We start from the raw sequence: 13236 nt of genomic DNA on the forward strand, positions 1-13236 counted from the left end.
GGGTCGCGGGCGGGCCTTGGTGCCGCACCCGGTGCGTTCGTGGCTGCCCCGGCGGTTCGGTGGAACCGATTCCGGGATCTGCCGTCAACGCGTGGCAAGCTGTCGCAGTTCCGCGCCAAAGGAAAGTCACTGTTTCGTGGAGGCCACTGGAAACGCGGCAGAAACCCGCCCGTGGCCCGTCGGGACGGGGCGCGCTTGCAAACGGGCGCGGCGGCGGTCACAAGCAGGCATGGCCATCCAGCGTCGCATTCCGCCCCCGTTGCCCTTTGCCGATCAGGTCGCGATCTTTTCGCGCCTGGCCGAGGCGAACCCGGCCCCCGAGACCGAACTGCTGTTCGTGAACCCCTTCACCCTGGTCGTGGCGGTCGCGCTGTCGGCGCAGGCGACGGATGTGGGCGTGAACCGCGCGACGCGGGGCCTGTTCGCGGTGGCCGACACGCCCGAGAAGATGCTGGAACTGGGCATCGAGGGCGTGACCGAGCATATCAGGACCATCGGGCTTTATCGTCAGAAGGCCAGGAACGTCATCGCCCTGTCGCGCATCCTGGTCGACGATTACGCCGGGCAGGTGCCCGACAGCCGCGCCGCCCTGACCAGCCTGCCGGGTGTCGGGCGCAAGACGGCCAATGTCGTGCTGTCCTGTGCCTTCGGCCATCCGGCGCAGGCGGTCGACACGCATATCTTTCGGGTGGGCAACCGCACCCGCATCGCCCCGGGCCGCGACGTCGACGAGGTCGAGCGCGCGATCGAGGACAACGTCCCCGCCCGGTTCCAGACGCACGCGCATCACTGGCTGATCCTGCACGGGCGCTATGTCTGCCAGGCGCGCAAACCCCGCTGCGGCATCTGCCCGATCCGCGACCTGTGCCCCTATGAGGAGAAGACCGCATGACCACCCCGGACCGGACTGGGCCCTATATCATCGGCATCGGCAATGCCGTGATGGACATCATCGCGCCGACCGAGGAAGCGCGGCTGGAGGCCCTGGGCATCACCAAGGGCATCATGCAACTGGTCGACCGAGAGCGGTCGGAATACCTGATGGCCGCCCAGGCCGACGACCATTCGTCGCGCCGCGATCAGGCGCGCATGGTCGCGGGCGGCAGCGTGGCGAACACGCTGGCGGGCATCGGCGTGCTGGGCCTGCGCACGGCCTTCATCGGCAGTGTCGCCGATGACGAGATCGGGCGGCTCTATGCACGCCAGACCGAGGCCGCGGGCACGCGCTTTGTGAACGCGCCGGTGGCGGGGGCGGGGCTTCCCAGTTCGCGCACGATCATCTTCGTCACGCCCGACGGAGAGCGGTCGATGAACACCTATCTGGGCATCTCGGCCGAGCTGGGGCCGGAGGATGTCGCGCCCGAGGTGTTCGACGGCGCGGGCTGGCTGTTCCTGGAGGGCTATCTGTTCGACAAGGACAAGGGAAAGGCCGCGTTCCTGAAGGCCGCCGACTGCTGTCACGCGGCGGGGGGACAGGCGGGCATCGCGCTGTCGGACCCGTTCTGCGTGGACCGTCACCGCGACGATTTCCGCCGCCTGGTCGCGGGTCCGATGGATTACGTGATCGGCAACGTCCACGAATGGCAGTCGCTGTACCAGGTCGAGGACCTGGAGGAGGCGCTGCGCCTGGCGCAGGCGGATTGCGGCACGGTGATCTGCACGCGGTCGGGCGACGACGCGATCCTGATCCGGAGTGGCGAGCGCGTGACGGTGCCGGTCCGGCGCGTCGTGCCGGTGGACGCGACGGGGGCGGGCGATCAGTTCGCGGCGGGGCTGATCTATGGCCTTGCCTCGGGGCATCCGCTGGAGGTCGCGGGACGCATGGGCATCATCGCGGCCTCCGAGGTGATCGGCCATGTGGGCGCGCGCCCGCAATCCGACATCCGGGCCCGGTTCCGGGCCGAGGGCCTGGGCTGATCTGCGTCCCGCGACGTGCCGGGGGGCCAGCCCCCCGGACCCCCCGGCGGCGCGCCGCCATGGCCTGCCCATCGCAATTTCGTGGCGTTGCGCGGCAGGGGGGGCGCGTGTATCAGGGCTGAAATTGCGAGCAGCTGAAGGAATTGCCGATGCGCAGGGTTGTTGTCACCGGGCTTGGGATGGTCACGCCACTGGCGTCCGGCGTCGAGGCGACGTGGGAACGTCTGCTGGCCGGTAAATCCGGCGCGGGGCCGATCACGCGCTTTGACGCGTCCGACGTGGTGACGAAATACGCCTGCGAGATCCCCCTGGGCGACGGCAGCGACGGCACCTTCAACGCGAACGACTGGATGGAGCCCAAGGACCGCCGCAAGGTGGACGACTTCATCCTGTACGGCATCGCCGCCGCGCATCAGGCGGTGACCGACGCGGGCTGGATGCCCGAGGACGAGGAAAGCCGCCTGCGCACGGGCGTGATGATCGGCTCGGGGATCGGCGGGCTGTCGTCCATCGCGGACACGGCGGTGCTGATCAAGGAGCGCGGGCCTAAGCGGGTGTCGCCCTTCTTCATTCCCGGCGCGCTGATCAACCTGATCTCGGGGCAGGTGTCGATCCGCTACGGCTTCAAGGGGCCGAACCATGCGGTGGTCACGGCCTGTTCGACCGGCGCCCATGCCATCGGCGATGCGTCGCGGATGATCCGCTATGGCGATGCCGACGTGATGATCGCGGGTGGCGCGGAAAGCCCGATCAGCGAGATCGGCATCGCGGGCTTCAACGCCTGCAAGGCGCTGTCGACCAAGCGCGAGGACGACCCGCAGGCGGCCAGCCGCCCTTATGATGCGGATCGCGACGGGTTCGTGATGGGCGAGGGCGCGGGCGTCGTCGTGCTGGAGGAATACGAGCACGCCAAGGCGCGGGGCGCCAAGATCTATGCCGAGGTGCTGGGCTATGGCATGTCGGGCGATGCCTATCACATCACCGCGCCCTCCGAGGACGGCGATGGCGGATACCGCGCGATGGAGGCGGCGCTGCGCAGCGCGAACCTGACGCCGGACCGCATCGATTATATCAACGCGCACGGCACCTCGACCATGGCCGACACGATCGAGCTGGGCGCGGTCGAACGGCTGATGGGCGATGCCGCGTCTGGTGCGGTCATGTCGTCGACGAAATCCAGCATCGGTCACCTGCTGGGCGCGGCCGGCGCGGTCGAGGCGATCTTCTGCGTGCTGGCGATCCGCGACCAGATCTGCCCGCCGACGATCAACCTGGACAACCCCGCCGTGACGCCGAAGCTGGATCTGGCGGCCAATGCCGCGGTGCGCCGCAAGGTCGACGTGGCGCTGTCCAACAGCTTCGGCTTTGGCGGGACCAATGCTAGCCTGGTGCTGGGGAAGGTCGCCGGATGATCTGGCGCAACATCGCCTCGAACTTCCTGACGCTGGCCATCGTGCTGCTGATCGCGGCGGCGGCGGCGGTGGCCTGGGCCAAGCGCGAATTCAGCGGGCCGGGCCCGAGCGCCATCGCGCAATGCGTCCAGATCTCTCCGGGCGCCAGCCTGAACGCGGTCAGCAACCAGCTGGCGGCGCAGGGGGCGATCTCGAACGCCTATATCTTCCGCGCGGGCGCGGACTACATGGACAAGGCGCGCGACCTGAAGTTCGGCAGCTTCCTGATGCCGCCGCAGGCCAGCATGGAGCAGATCGTCGAGACGGTGACCGCGGGCGGCCCCTCGACCTGCGGGACAGAGGTCGTGGTGCGCGTCGGCGTGCGCGAGAACACTGTCCTGCTGCGCGACACCAACCCCGAGACCGGCGCCTATGAGGAAATGGCGCGCTGGACCCCCGGCAGCGGCGACCGCCCCGCGCCCCTGGTCCAGGCCCAGGACCGCGCCGACGTGCGCCTGTCGCTGGTCATGGCCGAGGGCGTCACCAGCTGGCAGGTGGTCGAGGCGCTGCGCGCCGCCGATTTCCTGACCGGAGAGGTGGCCGAGATCCCGGCCGAGGGAAGCCTGGCGCCCGACACCTACCTGCTGGAGAAGGGCGGCGACAGGAACGCGATCCTGGCCCAGATGGCCAGCCGCCAGGCTGCCATCCTGGCGCAGGAATGGGAGGCGCGTCCCTTCGGCATGCCCTATGAGACGCCCGAGGAGGCGCTGATCATGGCCTCGATCGTCGAGAAGGAGACGGGGCAGGCGGACGAACGCCCGCAGGTCGCCAGCGTTTTCGTGAACCGCCTGCGCCAGGGGATGCGCCTGCAGACCGACCCCACGGTGATCTATGGCGTGACGAACGGGCAGGCGGTGCTGGACCGCGGCCTGCGCCGGTCGGAGCTGGACACGCCCACGCCTTTCAACACCTACCGGATCGACGGGCTGCCGCCCACGCCCATCGCCAATCCGGGCCGGGCTGCGATCCGCGCGGCGCTGAACCCCGACGAGACGGACTATCTGTACTTTGTCGCGGACGGCACCGGCGGGCACGCCTTCAGCCGCACGCTGGAGGAGCACAACGCCGCCGTCGCCCGCTGGCGCGAGATCGAACGGCAGCAGGGCCTGCCCGCGGACAGCCCGGTCCAGACCGCGGATTGATCGCGCAGGTTTGACAAACACGGCCCCCGGACGCAGGCTTGCATCCGGGGGCCTTTCTCATGGCCCCATAGCCTTGGGAGGAGCCGTGATGATACTGCCCGACATGCTGAAGACGCTGACCGACAATGCCCGCCAGTTCCAGGAACGCCTGACCGAATGGCAGGCCGCGATGGCCAAGGGCCAGGAGGAGGCGATGGAGCAGGCCCGCCAGTGGCAGGCCCAGGCCATGCAGCAGCAGCAGGAGGTCAACGCCCGCGTCATGGCCCAGATGGAAGGCGCCAGCGAGGCCATGCAGAGCCAGTGGCAGCAGATGCAGAAGGCCTGGGAGGACCAGTTCGCCACCATGCAGAAGCAGGGCGAGGAGATGCGCGCCAAGGCCATGTCCGCCGCGGGCGGCACCGGCGGCAGCGCATTCGCCGATTGGGCCGAGACGTACGCCGCGCAGATGGTCGCCTTCACCCAGAAGATGCAGGGCGAATCCGCCAAGGCGATCGCCACCGCGACCGAGGCGCGGGGCAAGGGCGGCAAGAATGCCTGAGTTGCGCGGAGGGCCTGTAAGCCGGATTTTGTCCACCGCTTGCGCGGCTGGATGACCATTCCTCTGGTCCGTCCGTTACCGGACGGATCTAGCTGCCTACCCGGATCTGCTGGGGCAAGGCGGCCCTGCGGATTGCTCCGCGCGCGATCCCTATTCGGCATTGCTCCTGGTGGGGCTTGCCATGCGGGCGCTGTTGCCAGCCCCCCGGTGGGCTCTTACCCCACCGTTTCACCCTTACCCATCCGGGGATGGGCGGTCTGTTCTCTGTGGCGCTATCCCTGGGGTTGCCCCCGCCGGGCGTTACCCGGCACCATCGCCTCATGGAGTCCGGACTTTCCTCGACAGGTCGCCCTGCCGCGGTCATCCAGCCCTCCGCGCGCCGCCCGTATGGGACGCGGCGCGGGGGGCGTCAAGGGGCCGCGGTCCCAAGAAGCCGCGCGACGGTGCGGCGGTCGTCGGCCGTCTCCGGGCCCGCGGCCCAAGGACGGTGGCGCAGGCGGAACGCATCCAGGCGCGCCGGCACGTCGGGATAGCCCAGGGCGGACAGGCCCTCCGCCAGAGCGGGGTCAGGGTCGGTCGGCGCGGGGCGGGCGAATGTCGCCAGACCCTCGGCCGCCAGGGCCTCCCAGTCAAAGCGCGGGCCGGGGTCGATCTTGCGGCCCGGCGCCAGGTCGGAATGGCCGATCACGGCGGCGGGCCCGATGGACCAGCGGTCCATGATGTCGCGCAGCAGGCGGCGCAGCGCGTCCATCTGCGGCGCGGGATAGGGGCGGTCGCCGGGATTGGCCAGCTCGATCCCGATGGACCGGCTGTTGACGTCGTCCAGCCCCTGCCACCGTCCGGCCCCCGCATGCCACGCCCGGCGGGTTTCGCAGACCAGCTGCTCCGTTGTGCCGTCCGCATCGACCAGCCAATGGGCGCTGACCTCGGCCGCGGCATCGCACAGCCGCGCGCGTGCCGACGGTCTGTCCGCCATGCCGGTATAGTGGATCACGATCAAGGACGGCACCTGCCCGCGGCGGTCGCCGTGATTCGGACTGGGAAAGGCTGTCACGGTCGCCCTATGGCGCGGGGCGCCGGATGCGCAGGCCCATCGTGGGCGGGATCGGCACGGGGTCCGAGCCCGCGATCTGCGCGCCGGTGGGCGCCTGGACCGGCAGGGCGATGGGGATCGTCGCGGCCGGGGTCGTGCCGGTGACCAGCGCCGCCTCGCGTGCGGTGCGGTACTGGCCGTACCGGTCGGCCTCGAACTGATAGTTCGGGTTCCAGCCCCGATGTTCCCCGCATCCGGCCAGCGCCAGCACCCCGATCATCCACCAGCCGCGCATGACGCCTCCATCGGTCCGTTTCGCGGACGTTACCACCAGCGATCCGGCTTGGCCACAAATCCCGAAGCGCGTTCCAGCACCTGCGCCTGGTTCAAGAGATCGCCCTCCTCGAAGGGGCGACCGATCAGCTGCAGGCCCAGGGGCAGGCCCTGCGCGTCCTGTCCCACCGGCACCGCGATGCCGGGCAGGCCCGCCAGGTTCAGCGTCACCGTGAAGACGTCGTTCAGATACATCTGCACCGGATCGCCCTTGTCGCCCGAACCAAGCGGGAAGGCCGCCGAGGGCGTCGCGGGCGCCAGGATCGAATCGACGCCGGCCGCAAAGGCCTGGTCGAAATCGCGCTTGATCAACGCGCGCACGCAGCGGGCGCGGTTGTAATAGGCATCATAGAAGCCCGCCGACAGCACATAGGTGCCGATCATCACCCGGCGCTGGACCTCGGGGCCGAAGCCTTGGGCGCGGGTCTTCTCGTACATCTCGGTGATGCCGTCGCCCTTGCCCAGGGTCGCGCGGTGGCCGTAACGCACGCCGTCATAGCGGGCCAGGTTCGACGAGGCCTCGGCGGGCGCGATCACGTAATAGGCGGGCAGGGCGTATTTCGTGTGCGGCAGGCTGATGTCGACGATCTCGGCGCCCGCATCGCGCAGCATCTCGGCCCCCTGACGCCACAGGGCGTCGATGGCGTCGGGCATGCCGTCCACGCGGTATTCACGCGGGATGCCGATGCGCTTGCCACGGATGTCGCCGGTCAGCGCGGCCTCGAAATCGGGGACGGGCAGGTCGGCGCAGGTGCTGTCCTGGGGATCGGCGGATGCCATCGCGCCCAGCATGATCGCGGCGTCCCGCACCGTGCGCGTCATCGGCCCCGCCTGATCCAGGCTGGAGGCATAGGCGATGACGCCCCACCGGCTGACCCGGCCATAGGTCGGCTTCAGCCCCACCGTGCCGGTGAAAGCCGCGGGCTGGCGGATCGATCCGCCCGTATCGGTGCCGGTCGCGCCCAGGCACAGATCGGCCGCGACGGCTGCGGCCGAACCGCCGGAACTGCCGCCCGGGGTCAGCTGCGCGCCGTCAGGCCCGCGCCACGGGTTCACCGCCGGACCATAGCAGCTGGATTCGTTGGTCGATCCCATCGCGAATTCGTCCTGGTTCAGCTTGCCCAGCATCACCGCGCCCGCGTTCCACAGGTTCTGCGTCACGGTCGATTCGTATTCCGGGGTGAAGCCCTGCAGAATGCGGCTGCCGGCCTGCGACGGCACGCCCTTGACGCAGAAGACGTCCTTGACGCCCACCGGGATGCCGGTCATCGGCGCGGCATCACCCGCCTTGATGCGCTGATCGGCGGCGCGGGCCATGTCGCGCGCCATGTCGGGCGTGTGATGCACGAAGGCGTTCAGCGCGCCCGCGGCGTCGATGGCGCCCAGGCAGGCATCGGTCAGCTCGACCGAGGTCAGATCGCCTGCGCGCAGCGCGTCGCGCGCGTCGGCAATGGTCAGTCGGTTCGCGTTCGTCATTCCACCACCTTCGGCACGGCAAAGAACCCCTCGCGGGCGTCGGGGGCGTTGGACAGGATCTTGTCGGCCATGCCGCCCGAGGTCACGACATCCTCGCGCCGCTTCAGGCGCATGGGGGTGACGCCGGTCATGGGTTCCACGCCCTCGACATCGACCTCGTTCAGCTGGTCCATGAAATGCAGGATGCCGGACAGATCGCGCGCCAGGGCGGGCAGGGCGGCATCATCGACCGCGATGCGCGCCAGATGGGCGACCTTGCGGGCCTGATCCTCGGTGATCGACATGACGTTTCCTTTCGTTGGCCGCGGGTCTACAACCCCGCGCGAAAGGCCGCAAGACGCACGGCCGAAAGGTCCCCATGCAAGCAGCCCTGGCCGTCATCCCCGTCATAGCCCTCGTCCTGCTGGGCCATCTGGCGCGGCGGGGCGGGCTGATTCCCGCCGCCAGCTGGCCGGGAATCGAGCAGTTGGGATACCGCGTGCTGTTCCCGGCGATCCTGCTGACGTCGATCTATCGGTCGGAGCTGTCCCTGGGGCGGCTTGGCCCCTATCTGGGCGCGATGGCGCTGGCCTTTGCGGCGACCGGGGCGCTGGCGCTGATCTGGGCCGCACGCCGGGATCAGACCGGGCCGCGCAGCAGCTCGCTGTTCCAGGGCGCGCTGCGGTTCAATTCGCTGCTGATCCTGGCGGTCGCGGCCCAGGGCCTGGGCGGGCAGGCGCTTGGCGACCTGGCGGTGGCCTTTGCGTTCCTGATCCCGGCGTTCAACATCTCGGCCATCGTGGCGCTGACGCTGCTGTCGGACGGGCCGCGCCCCGCGGGGGCGACGGCCCGCATCGGCGCCGAAATCGGCCGCAACCCGATGGTGCTGTCCTGCGCGGCGGGGCTGGCGCTGAACCTGTCGGGCGTCGTCCTGCCCGCGGTGGTGCTGTCACCGCTGGACTGGCTGGGGCAGGGGGCGCTGGCCGTGGGTCTTCTGGCGGTGGGGGCGGGGATCGATCCCGCGCGCCTGTGGCAGCGCGATCCGGCGCTGTGGCTGGGGGTGTGGTTGCGGCTGGCGCTGTGCCCGGTGATCTTCCTGGCCGCCGCGCTGGCCATCGGCCTGCCTGCGGGGCAGGTCGCGTCGGGCGTGCTGGCCACGGCCGCACCGGGGGCGCCCGTCGGCTATATCCTGGCGCGCCAGATGGGCGGGGACGCCGATTTCTATGCCGCGATCTTCACCTGGCAGACTGTCCTTGCGGCACTGACCTTGCCCTTGTGGCTTATTTTCGCAGGATTTCTTGGGGCCTGAGGGCCGCGTGCGATTTTTTTCGGGCAGGTCCGTTTTTTTGGCTTGCAGCCTCTCGCGGCTTTGCCTAAACACCGCCTCACGCCGCCAGGGAAGACTGGCAGCGGACAGAAAGTGGCCCGTTCGTCTATCGGTTAGGACGTCAGGTTTTCAACCTGAAAAGAGGGGTTCGACTCCCCTACGGGCTGCCACTTCTTTCCCCACATCGACGGACTGACCAACGCCTCGGCTTCGTGCCAGGGTCGTTTCGCATGGTGCAGGGCGTTTATCGGCGGCGCGCCGTTTTCTGCGACCAAGACCCATGTTTTCGTGCCAATCCGCGGCTTTGGCGGTTGACTCCGCCACCTGCGGGGCTAAAAGGCGGCTTCGATAAGAATTCCACGGGGTTTGCGGCGCGCGATTGCCCCGAAGCAGGAGCAACAACCATGGCGAAGCCGACCACCATCAAGATCCGGCTGAACTCGACCGCCGGCACCGGCCACTTCTATGTGACCAAGAAGAATGCCCGCACGATGACCGAAAAGATGTCCGTCCGGAAATACGACCCGGTCGTGCGTCAGCACGTCGAATACAAGGAAGGCAAGATCAAGTAAGATCTTCCCGTCCGACTGTGCAAGGGCCGCCATCCGCAAGGACTGGCGGCCTTTTGCCATGGATGCGCCCGCTTGCGCGACGCGGCGGGCTGCGGCAGATTGCGTCCATGCGACTGATCGTCAACGGAAACACCCATGACCTGGACGCCGACCCGCAGATGCCGCTGCTGTGGGCGCTGCGCGATCTGCTGGGCCTGACCGGCACGAAATACGGCTGCGGCATCGCGCAATGCGGGGCCTGCACGGTGCACATGGATGGCATGGCGGTGCGCGCCTGCCAGATCCGCCTGGCCGACGTGGCCGGAGAGATCACCACGATCGAGGGGCTGGGCACGCCCGAGGACCCGCACCCGGTCCAGGCCGCCTGGATCGAACAGCAGGTCGCCCAATGCGGCTATTGCCAGTCCGGCCAGATCATGCAGGCCGCGTCCCTGCTGGCGCTGAATGCAGACCCGTCAGACGCGGACATCGACCGCGCGATGTCGGGCAACCTGTGCCGCTGCGCGACCTATCCCCGCATCCGCGCGGCGATCTGGTCGGCGGCGATCCGCATCGGGCCTGCCTGATGTCGCGTGCGGGGCGCATCGCGCGGCGTGGTTTCCTGATCGGGTCGGTCGCCGTGGCCGGGGGCGTGGCCTTTGGCGCCTGGCGCTATGCGCGCCCGCTGCCGGATCCTTTTGCGGGGAGGGATGCGGGGGCGCTGAACCCCTATGTCTTGATCGACGCGGATGGCGTCACGCTGGTCGCGCCGCGCGCCGACAAGGGGCAGGGGGCGCGCTGGCTGCAGGCCGCCCTGATCGCCGAGGAATTGGACATCGACCCCGCCACCGCCCGCATCGTGCCCGGCCCGGTCAGCGCCACGTACTATAACCGCGCGTTGATCGCGGATTTCATGCCCTTTGCGCCGACAGATACCGGTTGGCTGGCCGAAACCGCGCGGGGCGCCGCCGACATTCCCGCGCGCCTGCTGGGCTGGCAGATGACCGGCGGGTCCAGTTCGACCACCGACGGCTTCGACAAGCTGCGCCAGGCGGGCGCCGTCGCGCGCGAGACGCTGAAGCAGGCCGCCGCCTTGCGCCACGGGCTGGACCGCACCGATCTGGACACCGCAGAGGGCGCGGTGATCCTGCCCGACGGCACGCGCATCCCCTATCCCGACCTGGCCCGCGACGCCGCCGCGATGCCCCCCGTGACCCAGATCGTGCTGCGCGACCGGTCGCAGTGGCGCTGGCTGGGCAAGCCGATGGCGCGCACCGACGTGGTCGCGAAATCGACCGGCACGCAGGTCTATGGGATCGATCTGGTCCTGCCCGACATGCTGCACGCGACGGTGCGGATGGCGCCCTGGGGCGGGACGGTCGCACGGCTGGACCCCGTCGCGGCCGAAGGCCTGCCCGGCGTCATGCGCGTGCTGCCGATCACCGGGGGTGTCGCGGTTCTGGCGCGCGACACCTGGTCCGCGATGCGCGCCGCGCAGGCGCTGTACGTCGAATTTGCGGCCCCCGATACGGCGGGCGATCAGCAGGCGATCTGGGCGGCGCTGCAGGCCGCCCATGACGCGGGCGACATCGACAGCCGCAAGCGGGACGATGGCGACGTGGATGCGGCCATCGGCCCCGGCGATTTCACCGCCGAATACCGCGTGCCCTTTCTGGCCCATGCGCCGTTGGAGCCGATGAACGCCACCGTGCTGGTGACGGACGATGCCTGCACCATCTGGGCCGGCACGCAGGTCCCCGATTTCGCGGTCGCCCGCGCCGCCGCCCTGACCGGCCTGCCCGAAACCGCGATCCGGCTGGAGAACCAGATGATCGGCGGCAGCTTCGGCCGCCGGCTGGAGATCGACTTCATCGCCCAGGCTGTCCAGATCGCGATGGCCGTCCCCGGTCGCCCGGTCAAGCTGACCTGGTCGCGCGAGGAGGATTTCGCCCATGACCAGCCCCGCCCCGCGCAGATCGCCCGCGTCCGGGGCCGCGCGACCGCCGATGGCGTGCAGGCGCTGGACCTGACGGTGGCCAGCCCATCGGTCATCGCCTCCTGGTTCGGGCGCGTGGCCAGCGCGCCCCCCGGACCTGACCTCAGCATCACCACCGGCGCATGGGACCAGCCCTTTGCGATCCCGCATTTCCGCGTGACGGGCCTGCGCGCGCCCGAATCGGTGCCGGTCAGCAGCTGGCGGTCGGTGGGCGCATCGTCGAACGGCTTCTTCCTGGGCACCGCCCTGGACGAGATGTTCGCGCAGGCCGGCATCGACCCGCTGGAGGGGCTGTTGCGCCTGTGCGACCACGCCCCCTCGCGCGCGGTGCTGGAGGGGGTCCGCGACCTGTCGGGGTGGACCGGCCGCGACGCGGGGCAGGGGCGCGGGCGGGGGGTGGCGTTCTGCCTGTCCTTCGGCGTGCCCTGCGCCCAGGTGGTCGAGGTTCAGGACACACCGCAGGGCATCCGCCTGACACAGGCCTTTGCCGTGGCCGATGTGGGCATCGTGCTGGACCCGGTGAACGCCGATGCGCAGCTGTCGGGCGGCATGCTGTTCGGGCTGGGCCATGCGATGAACTGCGAACTGACCTATCGCGACCACCGCCCCGATCAGACCAATTTCCATGCCTACGAGGGGTTGCGCATGCACCAGGCCCCCGCCGTTCAGGTCCGCCTGCTGGAGAACGGCCCCCTGCGGGGCCTGGGCGAACCCGGCGTTCCGCCCGCCGCCGCGGCCTTGGGCAATGCGATCTTCGCCGCGACGGGCCTGCGCCTGCGCGACCTGCCCTTTGCCCGGGGGGTGCGGTTCGCATGATGCGCCTGCTGGCCCTGCTGCTGATGACCGGACCGGCCTGGGCCGAGGGTGTCATGCCCTCGATCGTCGCTCCGCCTGCGGCGGGATCGGTCAGCACTGCCGACGGTCTGGCGGCATGGGACCGTGTGCGGCAGGTCGTGTCGCATCCGCGCTGCGCCAACTGCCATGTCGGGCCCGATCACCTGCCCATGTGGTCCGGTCCCGAATATCCCGAACCCCGCCCGCACGGCATGCATGTCAGCGGCGGCGACAGCCGCATGGGGGTCGAGACGCTGCCCTGCGCCACCTGCCACGTCACCGCATCGACGCTGGAATCGGATCCGCATCAGGCACCGAACGCAATGATCCTCTGGCAGCTGCCCCCGGTCGAGATGGCATGGTTCGGCCTGGACGGTCCCGCCCTGTGCCGCCAGCTGCGCGACCCGCAGCGGAACGGCGGGCGCGACTGGGTCGCACTGGCCGAACACCTGCGCGACGATGCCAGCCACGGCGGCTTTGTCGCCTGGGGTTTCGCGCCCGGCGGGGGCCGCGAACCCGCGCCCTTCGGCCTGCAGGCGCATATCGACGACGTGCTGAAATGGGGGGCAGCCGGACAACCCTGTCCGGAATGACCATCCTGGTCGCTTTTTCGGCATCCAAATCGGGCCGACTGCGTTAGGCTGCCAGCACCGATTGCC

The 13236-nt window shown here is 69.7% G+C and carries 14 protein-coding genes, 1 tRNA gene and 1 other RNA gene; 11 read left to right on the forward strand and 5 right to left on the reverse strand.

The features are described 5' to 3' along the window. Positions 1-229: 229 nt before the first annotated feature. The 5 genes from nth to LZ686_RS09110 all read left to right on the forward strand — a co-directional run bounded on the left by nth (position 230) and on the right by LZ686_RS09110 (position 5048). Positions 230-892, forward strand: a complete 663-nt coding sequence (gene nth / locus LZ686_RS09090) for an endonuclease III (protein ID WP_349547567.1) — start codon at positions 230-232, stop codon at positions 890-892. Continuing rightward, positions 889-1917, forward strand: coding sequence for an adenosine kinase (locus LZ686_RS09095; protein ID WP_349547568.1), 1029 nt, complete (start codon positions 889-891; stop codon positions 1915-1917). Before nth ends, LZ686_RS09095 begins: the two co-directional genes overlap by 4 nt. Positions 1918-2066: 149 nt before the next feature. After that, entirely contained in the window at positions 2067-3329 is a 1263-nt protein-coding gene (gene fabF / locus LZ686_RS09100) for a beta-ketoacyl-ACP synthase II (RefSeq protein WP_045999383.1), read from the forward strand. Continuing rightward, on the forward strand, positions 3329-4510 hold the full coding sequence (mltG, locus tag LZ686_RS09105) for an endolytic transglycosylase MltG (protein ID WP_176695014.1): 1182 nt from the start codon (positions 3329-3331) through the stop codon (positions 4508-4510). Before fabF ends, mltG begins: the two co-directional genes overlap by 1 nt. An 88-nt stretch (positions 4511-4598) precedes the next feature. After that, on the forward strand, positions 4599-5048 hold the full coding sequence (locus LZ686_RS09110; protein ID WP_349547569.1) for a hypothetical protein: 450 nt from the start codon (positions 4599-4601) through the stop codon (positions 5046-5048). A gap of 1 nt (position 5049) precedes the next feature. On the opposite strand, the gene rnpB is transcribed toward LZ686_RS09110, so the two are convergent. From rnpB to gatC, 5 genes are all read right to left on the reverse strand, one after another. Continuing rightward, positions 5050-5424: RNase P RNA component class A (rnpB, locus tag LZ686_RS09115), an RNA gene on the reverse strand. 33 nt (positions 5425-5457) lie between these two features. Further along, positions 5458-6048, reverse strand: coding sequence for an N-acetylmuramoyl-L-alanine amidase (locus LZ686_RS09120; RefSeq protein WP_349547570.1), 591 nt, complete (start codon positions 6046-6048; stop codon positions 5458-5460). A gap of 61 nt (positions 6049-6109) precedes the next feature. Next, the gene (locus LZ686_RS09125) at positions 6110-6376 is read right to left on the reverse strand and encodes a hypothetical protein (RefSeq protein ID WP_127898309.1); all 267 of its coding nucleotides are present in this window, start codon (positions 6374-6376) and stop codon (positions 6110-6112) included. A 29-nt stretch (positions 6377-6405) separates the two neighbouring features. Then, positions 6406-7890 (reverse strand): Asp-tRNA(Asn)/Glu-tRNA(Gln) amidotransferase subunit GatA, encoded by a 1485-nt coding sequence (gatA, locus tag LZ686_RS09130; protein ID WP_349547571.1) that lies wholly within the window; start codon positions 7888-7890, stop codon positions 6406-6408. Continuing rightward, entirely contained in the window at positions 7887-8174 is a 288-nt protein-coding gene (gene gatC / locus LZ686_RS09135) for an Asp-tRNA(Asn)/Glu-tRNA(Gln) amidotransferase subunit GatC (RefSeq protein WP_042244485.1), read from the reverse strand. Before gatC ends, gatA begins: the two co-directional genes overlap by 4 nt. A gap of 74 nt (positions 8175-8248) precedes the next feature. Here gatC and LZ686_RS09140 point away from each other — a divergent pair, with 74 nt between their 5' ends. From LZ686_RS09140 to LZ686_RS09165, 6 genes are all read left to right on the forward strand, one after another. Continuing rightward, the gene (locus tag LZ686_RS09140; RefSeq protein ID WP_304615246.1) at positions 8249-9178 is read left to right on the forward strand and encodes an AEC family transporter; all 930 of its coding nucleotides are present in this window, start codon (positions 8249-8251) and stop codon (positions 9176-9178) included. A gap of 113 nt (positions 9179-9291) precedes the next feature. Next, positions 9292-9366, forward strand: a tRNA-Glu gene (locus tag LZ686_RS09145). Between the two features lie 234 nt (positions 9367-9600). Beyond that, positions 9601-9768 carry a 50S ribosomal protein L33 gene (gene rpmG, locus LZ686_RS09150; RefSeq protein ID WP_042244479.1) on the forward strand — a complete coding sequence of 56 codons (168 nt, stop codon included), beginning with the start codon at positions 9601-9603 and terminating at the stop codon, positions 9766-9768. A 107-nt stretch (positions 9769-9875) separates the two neighbouring features. Next, positions 9876-10334: a (2Fe-2S)-binding protein gene (locus LZ686_RS09155; RefSeq protein ID WP_349547572.1), complete on the forward strand. Its 459-nt coding sequence runs from the start codon at positions 9876-9878 to the stop codon at positions 10332-10334. Next, positions 10262-12559, forward strand: a complete 2298-nt coding sequence (locus LZ686_RS09160) for a xanthine dehydrogenase family protein molybdopterin-binding subunit (protein ID WP_349547573.1) — start codon at positions 10262-10264, stop codon at positions 12557-12559. Before LZ686_RS09155 ends, LZ686_RS09160 begins: the two co-directional genes overlap by 73 nt. Continuing rightward, complete coding sequence (locus LZ686_RS09165; protein WP_349547574.1) at positions 12556-13170, forward strand: hypothetical protein; 615 nt, start codon at positions 12556-12558, stop codon at positions 13168-13170. Before LZ686_RS09160 ends, LZ686_RS09165 begins: the two co-directional genes overlap by 4 nt. The last annotated feature ends 66 nt before the right edge of the window (positions 13171-13236 follow it).

Source organism: Paracoccus sp. NFXS7, assembly GCF_040148865.1.
Classification (GTDB): Bacteria; Pseudomonadota; Alphaproteobacteria; order Rhodobacterales; family Rhodobacteraceae; genus Paracoccus; species Paracoccus marcusii.